The following is a 16,369-nucleotide window of genomic DNA, read 5'->3' as shown; positions in this document are numbered from 1 at the left end:
AATGATGGTACTATATGAAAGAAGCAAAGTATGAGGAGGACAGAATAATGGCTGATTCAGAAGGGCTGAACCGGACGACGATTCATATCGCAGGTAATGATTATACGATTGTCGGGACGGAGTCGCCAGAACACGTACGTGAAGTGGGTCTCCTCGTCGATACAAAAATTCGGGAAATTCGAGACCAAGCACCACAACTCGACGTTCGTCAAATTGCCGTTTTAGCGGCTCTCAATATTGGTAGTGATTACGTAAAAATCAAAAAGAATTTGGGTGAACTTTAAACTATGATTACCTTTGTTATTTTATTATTTCTCGCATTAGGAACGATGACAGGTGTCCGTCGAGGCGTTGTCTTGCAAGCAGGACATTTACTGAGTCTGTTGATCTCGTTCATCGTGGCACTCTCGTTTTATGATGAGTTAGCTGCAAAATTTAAATTATGGGTTCCATATCCATCAACACTCGACGATGCTGGAATTGATTTAACGATGTTTTCAATTCCGAGCTCAATTGGGTTAGATGAAGTATTTTATAAAGCATTTTGGTTCATCGTTCTGTTTTTCGGGACAAAAATCATTTTATCAATGATTTTATCGATGTTTGATTCCTTGACGAACATTCCAGTGTTAAAACAAGTGAAAGGTTTACTCGGCGGTATATTTGGATTCATCGAGATGTATATTTTCGTGTTCTTGATTCTATTTTTGGCAGCCTTTGCGCCAGTCCAATCGATTCAAGATGCCATTGCGAATTCGAGCTTGGCGACATTCATGATTCAACATACACCGTTATTAGCGGAATGGCTCATGACGAAAGTCGGTTTGATAAAATAACGCGCTCCCGTTAACTGGGGGCTTTTTTTGAGGGGAGAATTGACGATGCGAACGACTCAAGATGCGATTCGACATTTAGAACGGATTTCCGTTTATCTCGAAGTAAAAGGTGAAAACCCATTTAAAATCAATGCCTTTCGTAAGGCGGCAAGTATATTAGAAGCGGCAGAACACGATTTCATGGACATTGAAGATTTCACAGCGATGAAAGGGATTGGCAAAGGAACAGCGGCGGTCCTTGAAGAATTCCGGACGACAGGCACGAGTACGGCACTCTCGGAACTGGAACAAGAAGTGCCAGAAGGTCTGATTGCGCTACTGAAGATTCCAGGTCTCGGAGGTAAGAAACTCGCAAAATTACATGATGTCGGTGTCATCGATGCAGATTCCTTTGCCGAAAAACTGGAGGATGGTACAGTCGAAGCGATGCCGGGATTCGGGAAAAAGACAGTCGAAAAATACGTGAAGGCACTCGAAACCTTTGAAACACGACCGGAACGATTACCGTACGGTGTCATGCGAAAAATCGTAAGTGAACTCGAACAGACACTAACGGCATTTGAAGGAATCATCCGATTCGCAGTTGGCGGAAGTTTCCGTCGCGCGGAAGAGACGTGCAAGGATCTTGATTTTATTTTGTCGACAGATCAAGCAGAAGTCGTCAAAGGACAATTACTCGAGCTTGAGCAAATCGATGAAATCATCGCGGCAGGTGAGACGAAAGTATCGGTCGTCTTAAAACGCGATACGAACTATATCGCAGTCGACTTCCGCTTAGTCGACGACGCAGCATTCGCCTCGACGTTACATCACTTCACAGGGTCGAAAGATCATAATGTTCGGATGCGGCAACTCGCAAAAGAACGTGGTGAGAGTATTTCGGAATACGGTGTCGAGACGAAAGACGGTTTGTTCCAACCACAAACAGAGGATGAATTATTCGCGCGGTATGACTTGCCGTTCATCCCACCAGAGTTACGTAGCGGGCGCCACGAGTTTGAACAAGATTTGACGCGACTGATTACGGAAAAAGATATCCAAGCGGATGTCCATATGCATACGACGTGGTCGGACGGAACCTTATCAGTCGAAGAACTCGTCGATGCTTGTGCTGCGCGCGGTTACTCGTGGATGGCCATCACGGATCACAGCCAATACATGAAGTTCGTCAACGGATTGACGATAGATCGCTTACGCAAACAACGTGTTGAGATTGAAGCCGCGCGTAAGAAACATCCCGACATGACAATCTTATGTGGTGTCGAGATGGATATCTTGCCGGATGGATCACTTGATTATGAGGATGAGTTCTTGCAGGAAATGGACTACGTCATCGCCTCGATTCATTCGAAGTTTGATCAGACGGAAACTGAAATCATGCAACGGTTAGAAAATGCTTGTCGTAATCCTTATGTCTCACTCATTGCCCATCCGACAGGACGAATCATCGGTCGGCGCGAAGGTTATGCCGTCAATGTTGATCGCCTGATTGAACTGGCGGCAGAGACAGGGACAGCGCTTGAACTGAATGCGAACCCGGCACGTTTTGATTTAACGGCGGCTTCGCTCGCGAAAGCAAAGGCAGCGGGTGTTAAAATCATGATTAATACGGACACACACCGTCCAGAAATGTTAGAAGACATGAAACTTGGAGTCCTCCATGCACGTAAAGCATACTTGGAACCAACAGATGTCATCAATACGTGGACGGCGCAGGAGGCGCGTGCCTTCTTTGATCGAAAACGTTTAGGAGTGGATTAAATGAATGCTAACGCATTACGCGTCTTAGAATATGATAAATTGAAAGACTTACTCATCAAACAAACGGCTAGCTCGCTCGGAGCACAGTTCGTCAAAAATATGCAACCGTCAGAAGATTATGAACAAGTCAAAGCACTCTTAGCCGTGACGACGGAAGCGACGACGGTCTATCGTCTACGCGACCGTTATCCGTTCGGCGGTTTAACGGATGTGCGTAGTGAAGTCAAACGGTCTGAGATTGGTTCAATCCTCTCGACGAGTGAATTGTTGGCTGTAGCAGACGTCGTTTACTCCGGACGCCAAGTGAAAGCTTTTCAAGAACGGCTGCACGAGGACAATCCCGACTTACGATTGCCGGCACTCGACAGCCGAATCGAGCAAATTACAAAGCTCGTCGAAATCGAACAAGGGATTCGTCATGCGATTGATGACCAAGGCGTCGTCCAAGACTCTGCGAGTGACAAACTACGGTCGTTAAGAAGTCAGCTGCGCTCACTCGAAGGACAAGTCCGTTCGAAAATCGACGGTGTCTTACGCAGTAAATCGAAGATGTTGTCGGATGCCATCGTCACGATGCGAAACGACCGTTATTGTGTCCCGGTCAAACAAGAATACCGTCAAGCATTTGGCGGGATTGTCCACGATCAATCAGCGTCTGGTGCAACACTGTTCATCGAACCACAAGCCGTCGTTGCCGCAAATAACGAAATCCAAGAAGCGCGTCTCAAAGAACGTGCCGAAATCGAACGCATTTTAGCCCAGTTATCGGCACTTGTCGGTGCCGTCGGAGATTCATTACGGATTAATCTCGATGTGTTGGCAGAACTCGATTTCATCATGGCGAAAGCGTTGTATGGTCATCAAATCCGTGCCGTCGAGCCACGCTTGAATGAAGAACGGCGAATCGTCTTAAAAGAAGCGCGCCATCCGTTCATTGCGGATGAAGATGTCGTCCCGATCACCGTTTCCTTAGGTGGCGAATTTACATCACTCGTCATCACTGGACCAAACACCGGTGGGAAAACCGTCACGTTGAAGACGATTGGTCTTCTGCAACTGATGGTCCAGTCCGGATTATACGTGCCGGCAGCCGACGAAACGGAACTGAGTGTCTTTGATGCGATTTATGCAGATATCGGTGACGAACAATCGATTGAACAAAATCTCTCGACGTTTAGTTCACACATGACGAACATCGTCTCGATGATGGAGAAGATTGACTTCATGAGCCTCGTCCTATTTGATGAGCTCGGAGCAGGAACTGATCCGACGGAAGGGGCGGCACTCGCGATTGCGATTCTCGATGAAGTCAAGCGTCGCGGAGCACGTGTCGCCGCGACGACTCACTATTCGGAACTGAAAGCTTATGGTTATAATCGTGAAGGTGTCGTCAATGCCTCGATGGAATTTGATGTCGAATCACTCAGCCCGACCTATCGTTTACTGATTGGTGTCCCGGGTCGCTCGAATGCCTTTGAAATTTCGAAACGACTTGGCTTATCGGACATGGTGATTGAGGCAGCGCGTGGTCAAGTCGGAAGCGATGCTCAGTCTGTCGAAACGATGATTGGTCGACTCGAGGAAGCGAAACAACGTGCCGAATCACTCGAGCAAGAACTACAACAAGAAAAAGAGCGACTGACATTAGAGCGCGAACAGTTCGAACAGGAACAAGCTGAAATTTTTGAGGAGAAAAATGAAATTTTAGCGAAAGCAGAAGAAAAAGCGACACGAGCCGTCGAACGCGCTCAAAAAGAGGCGGAGGCTGTTATCAAACGCCTGAAAGAACTCCGTGATGCAGGTGCCGTCAAGGAACATGAATTGATTGAAGCCCGCAAGCAGCTCGAACAAGCAAAACCGACCTTACAAGATCAGCGGATTGCGAAAGTAAAAGCGAAACATGATAAAACGCCGACGTTTGCTAAAGGTGAAGAAGTCAAAGTGACGACCTTCAATCAAAAAGGCTACATCATCAATCAAAACTCAAACGGCGACTACACGGTTCAAGTCGGTATCATGAAAGTCAACGTCAAGCCCGGTGATCTCGCTAAAATCGGAGCAGCCAAACCAACCCAGAAGACAACGAAACGGTCAGGAAGTTCAAGTATCACAAAACAATCGTCTCCGTCAGCCGAACTCGATTTACGCGGTGTACGGGTAGAAGAAGGTCTATCGAAACTGGAACGTTTCATGGATCAGGCGTTATTGTCGAACTATGATCATATCCGTGTCATTCATGGACTCGGGACGGGTGCGATGCGTCAAGGTGTGCAGGAATACTTGCGTGGCAATCGTCACGTGAAGACGTCTCGACTCGGTGGTCAAGGTGAAGGTGGACATGGCGTGACAATCATCGAATTGAAATGAGGAAACGCGAATGAACATCTTTGAAAACGTCTACGTCTATACGACGGCGCTCTATTCAGTTGCGGGTCTCTTAATTATCATGGGTCTTGCACTGTTTGAGTTGACAACACGGTATCGGAACTGGGAACATATCAAGAGTGGAAACATCGCTGTTGCTCTAGCGACAGGCGGAAAAATCATCGGACTCGCAAACATCGTTCATTTCGCTGTCCAAAGTGAAGAACGTGTCGGGGCAATTTTTTTAGAGAGTGCCTTTGGATTTTTATTGTTAATCTCGACCTATTGGATTTTTGAGTTCTTGACACCTAATCTCCCAGTAGACCGAGAAATCGAAAAAGGAAACATCGCAGTCGGTATCATTGCGTGTGCTCTCTCGATTGGGATGTCATTCGTCATCGGTTCTGCGTTAGTGGGGTGAACTTGTGTTAGAACGGTTAGCAAAAATTATGTTTGGTGTCTCGATTGCTTTTTTAGTCGTCGGATTGTTATGGATCTTTATGAATTAAAAGAACTGGCTTTGCTAAGTGATCATTCCGTACTGAACTTCATTCAGTGCGGAATTTTTATGGAGTGAGGACTACTTTTCATATGAAGGAGGAACATTGAATGAATGTCAGAAAAACAACAACAAATGAAACGAGACGACGTGCATTCGAAGCCATGCAAGCCATCTCGTGGAAGGATATTTTTTGGATTATCGTTGGTTCCGCCATTTTATCATTTGGCGTCAATTACTTTACGATACCGAATGATTTATCTGAAGGTGGATTAATTGGGATTACGGTCATCTTCTATTACCTGTATGGCTGGGATCCGGGACTTGTTTCGCTCCTTGCGAACGCTATTCTCTTCATCATCGGCTACCGTTTCTTAAGTCGGAAAACGATGATTTACTCGGTCATCTCGGTTGCGGTGACATCCTTCGTCCTCTCGACGACGGCATCATTCACGACTTCGTCAGATAATCGTCTGATCGGGACGGTTTACGCAGGAATTTTGATCGGGGTCGGAATCGGTCTTGTTATCCGCGCAGGGGGGACGACAGGTGGTGGTGTCATCATCGCCCGTCTGATGAATAAATATTTGAACCTCGGGATTGCAGTCTCGATGTTTATCATCGATGTCATCGTTGTCGGAGCGTCCGGGTTCTTATTCGGTGAAGAAACGATGCTGTATACATTGATTGCAATCATCATCGGCTCTTATTTGATTGATCTCGTCAGCGAAGGCCTGAATGTTCGAGAAGCGGTCACAATCATTAGTCACCGTCAAGAAGAGATTGCGACTGTGCTGACGGAAACACTCGGAAGAAGTGCGACTGTCATCCATAGTCATGGTCATTTTACGAAACAAAAAAATGACATGCTCTATATGATTGTCGATAAACGCCAACTCGCGCCACTAAAACAAATCGTCGAAGCAGCAGACCCACGAGCTTTCGTCGTCATTCATAAAGTACGTGAAGTCATCGGAGAAGGATTTACGTATCCTTCACGATAAGATGAAGCGAGGTCAGGCTAAAATTAAATGTTATGTTTCAAGCCTATTGTTCATATGTTGTGAACGGTAGGCTTTTTTTGATGAAGTCCTTAATCATAAGAAAACCCGTTTTCATGAAAAGAGGAATTTTTTAACTTTTTTTAGCCAATAGTAGCCGTAAAGGGGAAATAACACGTATAATAAAAATGAATAGTAATTCAGTCACAGGGAGGGATTTGAATGGATTCAGTATGGTTAAAGGATTATCCAGAGCAAGTACCCGCATCAATCGACTATCGTGAGATTCCGTTGTACCAAGCTTTAGATGAAGCGGCAGATGATTTTCCGGAACGACGGGCACTGAGTTTTCTTGGGAAACGAATGACTTTCAAGGAAGTACGACAAGAAGCAAGAAGTCTAGCACACGTTTTACAAGAAGCTGGGCTCGAAAAAGGGGACCGTGTCGGTTTAATGTTGCCGAACTGCCCGCAGTATATGCTGAGTTATTATGCGGTATTATACGCCGGTGGAACAGTCGTCCAAGTAAACCCGCTCTATACGGACCGTGAGCTCGAGCAAATTCTAGTCGATTCTTCTGCGAAAATGCTCATCACCCTCGATCTTCTCTACCCGAAGGCGACACGAGTCAAGTCATCGACGCCCTTGACGACGGTCGTGACGACGAGCATCGCAGACTATCTGTCATTTCCAAAAAACAAACTATATCCAATCAAATCACGCAAGGACAACAACATCATCGTCGATACGACGGGATCCATTCCTTTTTTGGCACACCGAGAGCACCCTCCGATTGAACCGGTCGAGATTGATCCAAAAGAAGATATTGCTGTTTTACAATATACCGGTGGCACGACAGGAGCACCGAAAGGCGTCATGTTGGCGCATTTCAATTTAAGCGCGAACGTCGAACAAATTGGGCACTGGTTCTATAAATATTCACGCGGTGATGGGCGTAAATTATTAGCGGTCGTTCCTTATTTCCACGTGTATGGCATGACCTGCAACTTAAACTTTGGGATTTTTAATGCGTATGAGCAAATCATCTTACCAAAGTTTGATATTGAACAAGTGCTGAAAACGATTGATAAAGAAAAACCGAACTTGTTCCCGGGTGCACCGACGATGTACGTCGGTTTATTAAATCATCCGAAACTGAAAAAATATGATCTTTCGTCCATCGAGGCTTGTATTTCCGGTTCGGCACCACTTCCGGTCGAAGTCCAGGAGAAATTTGAAAGTGTGACGGGTGGACGGATCGTCGAAGGATATGGTTTGTCAGAGACGAGCCCTGTCACACATACGAACTGCATTTGGGATAAACGCGTTTCAGGATCAGTTGGCATTCCGGTTCCAGACACGATCGCAAAAATCGTTCAAGCCGATGGTGAGACGCTAGCAGCACCAGGTGAGATTGGTGAGATTCTTGTCCGAGGTCCGCAAGTCATGAAGGGATATTGGAAACGTCCGGAAGATACGCAGGCAGTCTTGCGTGATGGGTGGTTGCACACGGGGGACTTAGGATATGTGGGGGAAGACCATTATTTCCGGATTGTCGACCGTAAAAAAGATTTAATCATCGCTTCAGGATTTAATATCTATCCACGTGAAGTCGAAGAAATTTTATATGAACATCCTGCAGTCAAAGAGGCTGTCGTGATCGGTGTACCTGATGCGTATAGAGGTGAGACGGTGAAGGCCTTTATCGTCCTTAAAGATGAAATGAGCGTGACGGAGGAAGAACTTGATCAGTTCTGTCGAAAAAACTTAGCATCGTTCAAAGTACCAAAACGCTACGAATTTAGACAAGAGTTGCCGAAAACATTTGTCGGGAAGATTCTCCGCCGTGTCCTAGTCGAAGAAGAACGGGCAAAACAGCTGGAAGAAAGCAGTTGACAGTAAAGAAAGACATGGTAGAATAAATATGAATGAACCATCATTCATTTTATTTGTTAGGAGATATCTTTTATGAAAAGAACAATGTCTAAGAGTGATCGCATCATTGATGCAGCAGTCAAAGTGATTGCAAAGAACGGTTATCATGGCGCGAAAGTAACAGCCATCGCGAAAGAAGCAGGTGTCGCAGACGGGACGATTTATCTTTACTTTAAAAACAAAGAACACCTGTTGATCTCTTTGTTCGAAGCGAAGATGGGGAGTTTCATCGAGTATTCAGAAGCTCAAATCGCGAATCATCAATCAGCGACGAAACAACTCGCTGCATTGATTGAGGCACATTTGGAGCAACTATCCGTCGATTATGATTTGGCCGTCGTCACACAAATCGAGTTACGGCAGTCAAATCAAGAGATGCGGCAAAAGATTGCGACCGTCCTCAAACCATATCTTCATTTAATTGACCGTGTCATTCACAATGGGATCGCATCAGGCGAGTTCTCAGCCGAACTGGATTATCGGTTGGCGAGACAAATGGTCTTCGGGACGATTGATGAAGTCGTCACGAGTTGGATGGCGAGTGGCTTTAAATATGATTTATTGGAAACGCAACATGGTATTCATCGAATGCTGATCAAAGGGCTGAGTTAAGCCCTTTTCAAGACAAGCTTTTTGTAAGCGGATACAACGGGTGATGGTGAATAGAAGTTGACAAGGGGGAGCTAGTGATGGAAATCTATGTGTTATTAAAACGGACGTTTGATACGGAAGAAGCAATCCAGCTCGAAAACGGTAAGATTGAGGAAGACGGAGCAGAGTTCATCATCAATCCATATGATGAGTATGCGGTCGAGGAAGCGATTCGGGTGCGGGATGCACAAGGGGGAGTCGTAACCGTCTTAACAGTAGGACCGGAAGATGCGGATAAAGAATTACGAACAGCACTTGCAATGGGGGCTGACAAAGCGGTTCGTATTTCGATTGAGGACGATGTAGAAGAAGCGGATCATTTCTCGGTTTCTGAAGTCCTTGCAGGTTATCTGAAGGAACAAGACGTTGACTTAATCATCGCCGGGAACGTAGCGGTTGATGGGGGAAGCGGACAAGTCGCACCACGTGTCGCACAGTTGCTTGACATACCATATGTCACGACGATCACGAAGTTAGAGATCGACGGAACGGATGCTGTCGTCACACGTGACTCGGAAGGGGACACGGAAGTCATCAAAACGTCGTTACCGTTACTCGTCACGGCACAACAAGGGTTAAACGAACCGCGTTACCCTAGTCTTCCTGGAATCATGAAAGCGAAAAAGAAACCACTCGAAGAATTAGATCTCTCAGATCTTGAACTGGACGAAGATGAACTAGCACCACGTCTCGAGACAGTCGAACGCTTTTTACCACCGAACAAAGCCGCTGGTAAAGTGCTCGAAGGAGAGATCTCGACACAAGTCGAAGAACTCGCTGCGCTATTACGAAACGAAGCAAAAGTAGTCTAAGGGGGAATGAACGATATGTCAAAAGCACTTGTACTTGCAGAATCACGTGATGGTAATTTACGAAATGTTTCGTTTGAAGCGATTGCGGCCGCGAAACTTGTAGCAGATGAAGTCGTCGTTGCCTTGATTGGGGAAAACGTAGCAAAAGATGCGGCACAACTCGCGACGCGTGGGGCGAACCAGGTTCTCGTCGTAGAGGACGCACGTCTTCTTCACTATACACCGGACGGTTATGGACAAGTCTTCATGCAACTGATTGACCGTGTGTCACCGGACGTACTTGTCTTCGGTCATACGTCGCTCGGAAAAGATTTGTCACCCAAAATCGCAGCGAAGCTCGAAGCCGGTTTAATCAGTGATGTCACATCAATCGAGGGAAGCGGAGCGGATGCGTTGTTCATCCGACCGATTTACTCAGGGAAAGCCTTTGAAAAGGTAAAAGTCACAGAAGGTAAAACACTGTTTACGGTCCGACCAAATAACATCGAACCGTTAGCGGAAGGCAGTTCGGACGGATCGATTGAAGCAGTAACGGTCGAACTAAAAGATTTACGGACCATCGTTTCTGAAGTCATTCGTAAAGCAACGGGCGGGGTCGACTTATCAGAGGCGAAAATCATCGTTGCGGGTGGACGTGGTGTCAAGAGTGCCGATGGGTTTGCACCGTTACAGGAATTAGCGGATTTACTTGGCGGGGCAGTCGGTGCTTCTCGTGGCGCCTGTGACGCTGATTACTGTGACTATGCGTTACAGATTGGCCAGACGGGGAAAGTCGTTACACCGGATCTCTACATCGCCTGTGGCATTTCCGGAGCGATTCAACATTTGGCAGGCATGTCGAATGCGAAAGTCATCGTCGCCATCAACAAAGATCCGGAAGCGAATATCTTCTCGGTCGCAGATTATGGCATCGTCGGAGATTTGTTTGATGTTGTGCCATTATTGACAGCAGAATTCAAGAAAATGCTCGTTCATTAATTTAAAAAGTGGGGCGGAGGAATCATCCTCTGCTCCTCTTTTTCTGCACGGTGGGCGGCGTAAAAATCGTCGTGAGCAGTTTCTTTTATCGAACGACATCGCTGTGCTATACTCAAATCAGTAAACAGGTTGATTTCACTTTTGCTGTAGCAAACATGAAATGAATCTAAAATTTAGGGGGTAATATTTTATGGCAATCGTACACGCAACTAGCCAATCATTTAAAGAAGATACACAAAAAGGACTCGTCCTCGTTGACTTTTGGGCAACTTGGTGCGGACCTTGTCGTATGCTCGCTCCAGTTCTCGAAGAACTCGATGCGGACATGCAAGACGTAACAATCGTTAAAGTTGATGTCGACGCTAACCCAGAAATCGCTGGCGCGTTCCAAGTACAAAGTATCCCGACACTCGTTCTCTTCAAAGACGGTGAGCCGGTTAATAAAACAATGGGCTTCATGCCTAAAGATGCATTAAAAGAATTCGTTGAATCAAACTAATTCGTTGAATGTTTCATAAAGAAGAGAGTGTCTCCTGAAATACGGAGGCACTCTTTTTTCAGACTGTAAACAACGTGATATTGGAAGATCCAGCGTCTTTTTTCGTTGCTTTCCTCGGGCGAGGCGCAAGCCGTTGCTCCTTGGTCCTCACGGACAACGAGCAGGGTCTTGCCTGCCTCTGAACGTGCGTTGAAAACGCACGTTTTCCCGTAGGAGTCAACGAAACGTGACGCTTTTTAGGTCATACCGTGAAGGAAACTCATGCTTACAGACGCTTTAGATTGCAAGCTGTCGCGACCCTGCAGCTTTGCTGTAGCTTCTTCATAAGAGTTTGTCCATACGCCGCAAAGAGAGTGCCTCCTGAACTACGGAGGCACTCTTTTGGTCGTTCGTTTAATCGAGTGGGACGATCCCGCCGAAAGATGTCGCTGACGATTGTCTAACGGCGCATTGTCAAGACATCGGTGAACAAAGCTCGACGAGGTGACCGTCCGGGTCAAGTACATAAGCGACGGTTTGCCCCCATGGCTTGGTAGTCGGGGGGAGAACGGAAGTATGTCCTGCTGCGATGATTCGTTCGTATACACCCTTAACATCATCAGTAACGAATCCGATTTCGAGGGACTGCGGTCCGGTCTTGTCCGGGATGTCGTACGCAATCAGCGTTCGTACATCTTCTTTCGTATTAAAGGCGAGTGTCGTCGTGCCCGTGTCAAATTCGACATAACTTCCATGCTGCGCTTTGATTGGTAGACCTAATAATTCATGATAAAACATCAATGTCTGTTTGGGGTCATCAATGTAAAGGATCGTATAGCCGTAACGAATCATCGGAACCTCCTGACAAAAATTTAATCAACGAGTAACGAAGAAATATCGGAAGCGGGTGTCGGATAAGCGAAACTCGTTTGTTGCAAGGCGGAACTTGGGATTCGGTGTTGCATTGCGAATGAAAAATAGTTCGCAAGTTCAGCGGCGTGAACCCCGATGAAATGAGCGCCGAGAATTTGATCATCGTCACCAATCAGTACTTTAGCACGCGCGAAGGGATCTTTGATGCGGACATTCGTCTGCCAGGAAGAGGTATCGATCAAGTGACCGCGATAAGATATGTTGGCTTTTTTCAAAGCCGCTTCCGTTTGCCCGACTTGCGTGACGTTCGGTGCAGTAAAGACGACGCTCGGCACCGGTAATAACTCCAGTTTTCGAGAAGGTCCTTTAATCATGTTATGTGCCGCAAGACTCCCTTCGGTTCCTGCAAACGGGGTTAAGGCAGGATTGCCACTGAGCGCGACATCACCTGCAGCAAAGATGTTTGAAGTAGACGACTGGAGGTATTCATTGACATGGATGCCTTTTTCTTCGTATTCGACACCTGCTTTTTCTAGGTCGAGCTGGTCGACGCTCGCGACGCGACCGGTAGCATTTAAGACGACATCGGTTTCGACCGTCGTATCATTTGATAGTTGAAGCGTCGTGCCATGATAGGAGACAGCTTCTGCACTATGCACGATTTTAATCCCGAGTGCTTGAGTCGCTTCGAGCAACACTTCGACAAGTTCCTGTTCAAACTGTTTTAAAGGACGGGACCGTAACACGATCGTGACTTCTGCCCCGGCGATGCGGGCGAGGTGAGCGAACTCAAATGAAATATATCCGCCGCCGATGCAGACAAGGCGCCGCGGGACATCTCGTAATTCTAAAAATTCATTGCTCGTCAAGAAGCGTTCGCTTCCTGGAATCGACAATTCGCGTGGTCGTAAGCCAGTGGCAATCAAAAAGTGTTTCGCTTCGAGTTCAGTGTCATCGACTACGATCCGTTCCTTCGAGAGAAATCGGGGTTCACCGTGGAAATAGTCGATTCCGATCTCGTCATAACGCGCACGTGTTTGTTCCGGGATGGCACGTGTATATTCATTTTTTCGTTCCATCAATTGACGCCAATCGATGGAGATGAGTCCTTTAAGACCATAACCGAGCAATCTCTCGACAGCATCTTTCGTTTCACTGCCAGTCAAAAGAATTTTTTTTGCATCACACCCACGTTGAGCGCATGTTCCACCTGGAGTGAAATTTTCGATTATCGCGACGCGAAGTCCTTTCTCGACGAATTTATAAGCTGCTTGATTCCCAGCAGAGCCTGTTCCAATTATAATGCAATCATATGTACGCATATTTTATCCTCCATGTGTCATAATCGTTGTAAGATCTTTACCCTATAAGGCAAAACTAAAAACGGTGGAAGGAGACATTTTTGTGAGCCATCAAGAACATATCAAGGCGAAACTATCCCTCTTACCTGACGAACCAGGTTGTTATTTGCATAAAAATGAATTTGGAGAAGTCATTTATGTCGGAAAAGCCAAAAATCTAAAGAATCGGGTCCGGTCCTATTTTACAGGAGCGCATGATTTGAAAACAGAACGACTTGTCGCGGATATCCGTGATTTTGAATATATCATCACAGGGAGCGAACTCGAAGCGTTACTCCTCGAGATGACGCTGATTAAAAAACATGATCCGAAATACAACATCATGTTAAAAGATGATAAGTCCTATCCGTACCTAAAAATTACGAATGAAACGTATCCGCGGCTGATTACGACCCGGAAGTTAAAAAAAGATGGAGGACATTATTTCGGACCTTATCCGAATGCGTATGCCGCTAACGAGACGAAGCGTCTGCTTGATCGCCTTTATCCGCTACGTAAGTGTCAGCCGATGCCGAAGAAACTTTGTCTCTATTACCACATCGGACAATGTCTTGGACCGTGCGAAATTCAGGGTTTAGAGACGGAACAGAAAGAACTCGTCTCAGAAATCCGTCGTTTTTTATCGGGAGAAACAAAAGAGCTCGTCGCATCTTTACAGACGAAGATGGGCGAAGCGGCAGAAGCGATGGAATTTGAACGGGCAGGCGAACTACGTGATCAAATCCGCGCCATCGACTCCATCATGAACAAACAGAACATGATTACGGCAGATTTGACGTCCCGTGACGTTTTTGGAATTTACGTCGACAAAGGGTGGATGTGTGTCCAGGTCTTCTTCTTACGGGGAGGGAAAATGATTGAACGAGACGTGTCTCTGTTTCCGATTTACGGGACACCCGCGGAAGAATTAGAAAGTTTCATCGTTCAGTTCTACGAAAAGAATATCAAACCGAGCGAGATGTATGTTCCGCCACTCGTCAACCAACTGTTATTGAAAGAGGCGATTGGAATTCGCGTTCATGTACCGGTCCGTGGATCGAAGCGGAAGTTACTCGATCTAGCGACGAAGAATGCCGAAAACGCAATTGGAGAACGGTTTGAATTGATTGCGCGTGATGAAAAGAAAACGGTCCAGGCAGTCCAGGAACTGGCTGACGCGATTGATGTTCATCCGTTATCGCGAATTGAAATCATCGATAATGCCAATATCCAAGGGGCGGACGCCGTTTCGGCGCTCGTTGTGTTCGAAGACGGAAAACCGCTTAAAAAAGAGTATCGTAAATTTAAGATTAAGACGGTCAAGGGACCGGATGATTATGAATCGATGCGCGAAATCGTCCGTCGTCGTTATCGTCGCTTATTGCTAGAAGGGGCACGTCTTCCCGATTTAGTGTTGATTGATGGGGGTCTCGGACAATTGAATGCAGCGCTGGAAGTCATTCAAGACGAGCTCGGTTTGGATTTACCCGTCGGTTCGCTCAAAAAAGATGATAAACACCGGACGAGCCAACTATTATTTGGTGAAGGTGGGCAACTGATTGAACTCCATCCGCGCTCGAGTGCCTTTTATCTTCTCCAGCGCATGCAAGATGAAGTTCACCGTTTTGCAATCACCTTCCACCGATCATTACGTTCGAAAGGGATGACCCGCTCGGTACTCGATGACATACCGGGTGTCGGCCCAAAACGCCGTCAGCAGTTGATTCGCCATTTCGGTTCGATGCGCAGCTTAAAGAAAGCGAACATTGAACAGCTGACGGAAGCGGGGTTACCCGTCAAATTAGCGGAAACGGTTGCGGAATATCTCAGTCAGGCGAATGAGGAATAGATTTTGATTTCTTAAATCATTGGATGAAAAATGCGAACCCGCTTTTTAGACAAGCAGCGGGTTCGCATTTTTTGGCGTCAGGATTCAATCTGGAAAAAGTGTATGTTGTTACTTTGTGAACCACCAGGTTAAGAACAAGGCGACGGCGATTAAAAAAATCACGAGAACAGCGTACTGTTTTTTATCGGATTTTTTCTGGGAATTTGCTACAGTGATGCTTGTGACTAAGACAATTGCGATTGCCAACCACGCCCAAAAGCTCATGTTTCCCCTCCATTCCGTATACAAAATCAGACACACGAAGTATCCCGTGTGTATGATGATCTGCATTTAATTGTTAATATATTTTTCGTAAAACGCCCCGAAGTCTTTTTGATTCCATCTGTAATAATGGCCTTGTAACCAGTCGAATGACTCTTGCGACAAGTCCTTGAACGCTTGCGGGACATCCATTTCAGCTTGACGGATACCGCCGAGAATCGTCACGGAATGATTGAGTGAACTGTTTGCGAACTCAATCATCTTTTGTCCTTCATATTGCTTTTCAGCAATCGCAAGAAGTGCTTTATAAAGGTCTTTGACATGTTCGAGCTGTTTTTTATCAACGTCGATCGAGTAATGCTTTCCGCCGATTTCGAATTTGATCTCGACATCCAAGTCGACCGTTCCTGCTGTTTCGAACATGACATGACGAATCGGATAATGGGCGTACGGATAACGGTAGAGGACACGCTTTGAACTGACTGCGCTTTCCCCGTCGAGGTGAATCAATGCTAAATTCGTAAAGCAGTACTCATCACTTTTGGATTTGATTAAAAAATAAATTTTTTCGCCGTCCTCATGGAGCACGTAATCGTCGGCGGCGGCTTTATCAAAATCGTCCGGATGAATGACTTGACCGATATCGCTGAATCCTGTTAAGTCTGCTGCTAATTTCTTGAACATCGTAATTCCTCCTCGAATATATGATCGACTACTTTATACGATTACGT

The 16,369-nt window shown here is 46.2% G+C and carries 16 protein-coding genes; 12 read left to right on the top strand and 4 right to left on the bottom strand.

The annotated features are described in order from the left end of the window. Positions 1-47: 47 nt before the first annotated feature. The 11 genes from zapA to trxA all read left to right on the top strand — a co-directional run bounded on the left by zapA (position 48) and on the right by trxA (position 11,336). Complete coding sequence (gene zapA, locus KNP96_RS02335; RefSeq protein WP_012371043.1) at positions 48-284, top strand: cell division protein ZapA; 237 nt, start codon at positions 48-50, stop codon at positions 282-284. Between the two features lie 3 nt (positions 285-287). Next, positions 288-836 carry a CvpA family protein gene (locus KNP96_RS02330; protein ID WP_088837579.1) on the top strand — a complete coding sequence of 183 codons (549 nt, stop codon included), beginning with the start codon at positions 288-290 and terminating at the stop codon, positions 834-836. 45 nt (positions 837-881) lie between these two features. Then, complete coding sequence (polX, locus tag KNP96_RS02325) at positions 882-2,597, top strand: DNA polymerase/3'-5' exonuclease PolX (protein ID WP_088837578.1); 1,716 nt, start codon at positions 882-884, stop codon at positions 2,595-2,597. After that, a complete protein-coding gene (locus tag KNP96_RS02320; RefSeq protein WP_214768714.1) occupies positions 2,598-4,964 on the top strand; it encodes an endonuclease MutS2 in 2,367 nt (788 codons plus the stop codon). 10 nt (positions 4,965-4,974) lie between these two features. Continuing rightward, complete coding sequence (locus KNP96_RS02315) at positions 4,975-5,382, top strand: DUF350 domain-containing protein (protein WP_029331108.1); 408 nt, start codon at positions 4,975-4,977, stop codon at positions 5,380-5,382. 188 nt (positions 5,383-5,570) lie between these two features. Next, complete coding sequence (locus tag KNP96_RS02310; protein WP_034800851.1) at positions 5,571-6,464, top strand: YitT family protein; 894 nt, start codon at positions 5,571-5,573, stop codon at positions 6,462-6,464. A 219-nt stretch (positions 6,465-6,683) separates the two neighbouring features. Beyond that, positions 6,684-8,357 carry an AMP-binding protein gene (locus tag KNP96_RS02305; protein WP_214768712.1) on the top strand — a complete coding sequence of 558 codons (1,674 nt, stop codon included), beginning with the start codon at positions 6,684-6,686 and terminating at the stop codon, positions 8,355-8,357. A gap of 72 nt (positions 8,358-8,429) precedes the next feature. Further along, on the top strand, positions 8,430-9,008 hold the full coding sequence (locus KNP96_RS02300; protein ID WP_051667299.1) for a fatty acid metabolism transcriptional regulator FadR: 579 nt from the start codon (positions 8,430-8,432) through the stop codon (positions 9,006-9,008). A gap of 77 nt (positions 9,009-9,085) precedes the next feature. After that, positions 9,086-9,859, top strand: coding sequence for an electron transfer flavoprotein subunit beta/FixA family protein (locus KNP96_RS02295; protein WP_214766538.1), 774 nt, complete (start codon positions 9,086-9,088; stop codon positions 9,857-9,859). A gap of 15 nt (positions 9,860-9,874) precedes the next feature. Beyond that, on the top strand, positions 9,875-10,837 hold the full coding sequence (locus tag KNP96_RS02290; protein ID WP_214766536.1) for an electron transfer flavoprotein subunit alpha/FixB family protein: 963 nt from the start codon (positions 9,875-9,877) through the stop codon (positions 10,835-10,837). Positions 10,838-11,027: 190 nt separating this feature from the next. Beyond that, positions 11,028-11,336: a thioredoxin gene (gene trxA / locus KNP96_RS02285; protein ID WP_029331102.1), complete on the top strand. Its 309-nt coding sequence runs from the start codon at positions 11,028-11,030 to the stop codon at positions 11,334-11,336. A gap of 453 nt (positions 11,337-11,789) precedes the next feature. Here the strand turns inward: trxA and KNP96_RS02280 are convergent, their stop codons facing one another. Together KNP96_RS02280 and KNP96_RS02275 are read right to left on the bottom strand one after the other, a co-directional pair. Next, on the bottom strand, positions 11,790-12,167 hold the full coding sequence (locus KNP96_RS02280) for a VOC family protein (protein ID WP_214768710.1): 378 nt from the start codon (positions 12,165-12,167) through the stop codon (positions 11,790-11,792). A 20-nt stretch (positions 12,168-12,187) separates the two neighbouring features. Then, complete coding sequence (locus KNP96_RS02275) at positions 12,188-13,510, bottom strand: dihydrolipoyl dehydrogenase family protein (protein ID WP_214768708.1); 1,323 nt, start codon at positions 13,508-13,510, stop codon at positions 12,188-12,190. 82 nt (positions 13,511-13,592) lie between these two features. Here KNP96_RS02275 and uvrC point away from each other — a divergent pair, with 82 nt between their 5' ends. Further along, the gene (gene uvrC, locus KNP96_RS02270; RefSeq protein WP_214768706.1) at positions 13,593-15,377 is read left to right on the top strand and encodes an excinuclease ABC subunit UvrC; all 1,785 of its coding nucleotides are present in this window, start codon (positions 13,593-13,595) and stop codon (positions 15,375-15,377) included. Between the two features lie 108 nt (positions 15,378-15,485). On the opposite strand, the gene KNP96_RS02265 is transcribed toward uvrC, so the two are convergent. Together KNP96_RS02265 and KNP96_RS02260 are read right to left on the bottom strand one after the other, a co-directional pair. Continuing rightward, complete coding sequence (locus KNP96_RS02265) at positions 15,486-15,641, bottom strand: hypothetical protein (protein WP_214768704.1); 156 nt, start codon at positions 15,639-15,641, stop codon at positions 15,486-15,488. A 66-nt stretch (positions 15,642-15,707) separates the two neighbouring features. Then, positions 15,708-16,322 (bottom strand): PH domain-containing protein, encoded by a 615-nt coding sequence (locus tag KNP96_RS02260; protein WP_214768702.1) that lies wholly within the window; start codon positions 16,320-16,322, stop codon positions 15,708-15,710. Between the last annotated feature and the right edge of the window lie 47 nt (positions 16,323-16,369).

Origin of the sequence: Exiguobacterium sp. s133 (assembly GCF_018618595.1) — a bacterium.
Taxonomy (GTDB): domain Bacteria; phylum Bacillota; class Bacilli; order Exiguobacteriales; family Exiguobacteriaceae; genus Exiguobacterium_A; species Exiguobacterium_A oxidotolerans.
This window is presented reverse-complemented; position numbering and strand designations above follow the sequence as displayed.

Excerpts from the sequence above, each read along its gene's own strand:
- KNP96_RS02265 (WP_214768704.1), bottom strand. The coding sequence starts at position 15,641 with ATGAGCTTTTGGGCGTGGTTGGCAATCGCAATTGTCTTAGTCACAAGC.
- KNP96_RS02275 (WP_214768708.1), bottom strand. The coding sequence starts at position 13,510 with ATGCGTACATATGATTGCATTATAATTGGAACAGGCTCTGCTGGGAAT.
- KNP96_RS02260 (WP_214768702.1), bottom strand. The coding sequence starts at position 16,322 with ATGTTCAAGAAATTAGCAGCAGACTTAACAGGATTCAGCGATATCGGT.
- KNP96_RS02320 (WP_214768714.1), top strand. The coding sequence starts at position 2,598 with ATGAATGCTAACGCATTACGCGTCTTAGAATATGATAAATTGAAAGAC.
- KNP96_RS02290 (WP_214766536.1), top strand. The coding sequence starts at position 9,875 with ATGTCAAAAGCACTTGTACTTGCAGAATCACGTGATGGTAATTTACGA.
- KNP96_RS02300 (WP_051667299.1), top strand. The coding sequence starts at position 8,430 with ATGAAAAGAACAATGTCTAAGAGTGATCGCATCATTGATGCAGCAGTC.
- KNP96_RS02315 (WP_029331108.1), top strand. The coding sequence starts at position 4,975 with ATGAACATCTTTGAAAACGTCTACGTCTATACGACGGCGCTCTATTCA.
- zapA (WP_012371043.1), top strand. The coding sequence starts at position 48 with ATGGCTGATTCAGAAGGGCTGAACCGGACGACGATTCATATCGCAGGT.
- KNP96_RS02330 (WP_088837579.1), top strand. The coding sequence starts at position 288 with ATGATTACCTTTGTTATTTTATTATTTCTCGCATTAGGAACGATGACA.
- KNP96_RS02280 (WP_214768710.1), bottom strand. The coding sequence starts at position 12,167 with ATGATTCGTTACGGCTATACGATCCTTTACATTGATGACCCCAAACAG.
- trxA (WP_029331102.1), top strand. The coding sequence starts at position 11,028 with ATGGCAATCGTACACGCAACTAGCCAATCATTTAAAGAAGATACACAA.
- KNP96_RS02305 (WP_214768712.1), top strand. The coding sequence starts at position 6,684 with ATGGATTCAGTATGGTTAAAGGATTATCCAGAGCAAGTACCCGCATCA.
- KNP96_RS02295 (WP_214766538.1), top strand. The coding sequence starts at position 9,086 with ATGGAAATCTATGTGTTATTAAAACGGACGTTTGATACGGAAGAAGCA.
- KNP96_RS02310 (WP_034800851.1), top strand. The coding sequence starts at position 5,571 with ATGAATGTCAGAAAAACAACAACAAATGAAACGAGACGACGTGCATTC.
- polX (WP_088837578.1), top strand. The coding sequence starts at position 882 with ATGCGAACGACTCAAGATGCGATTCGACATTTAGAACGGATTTCCGTT.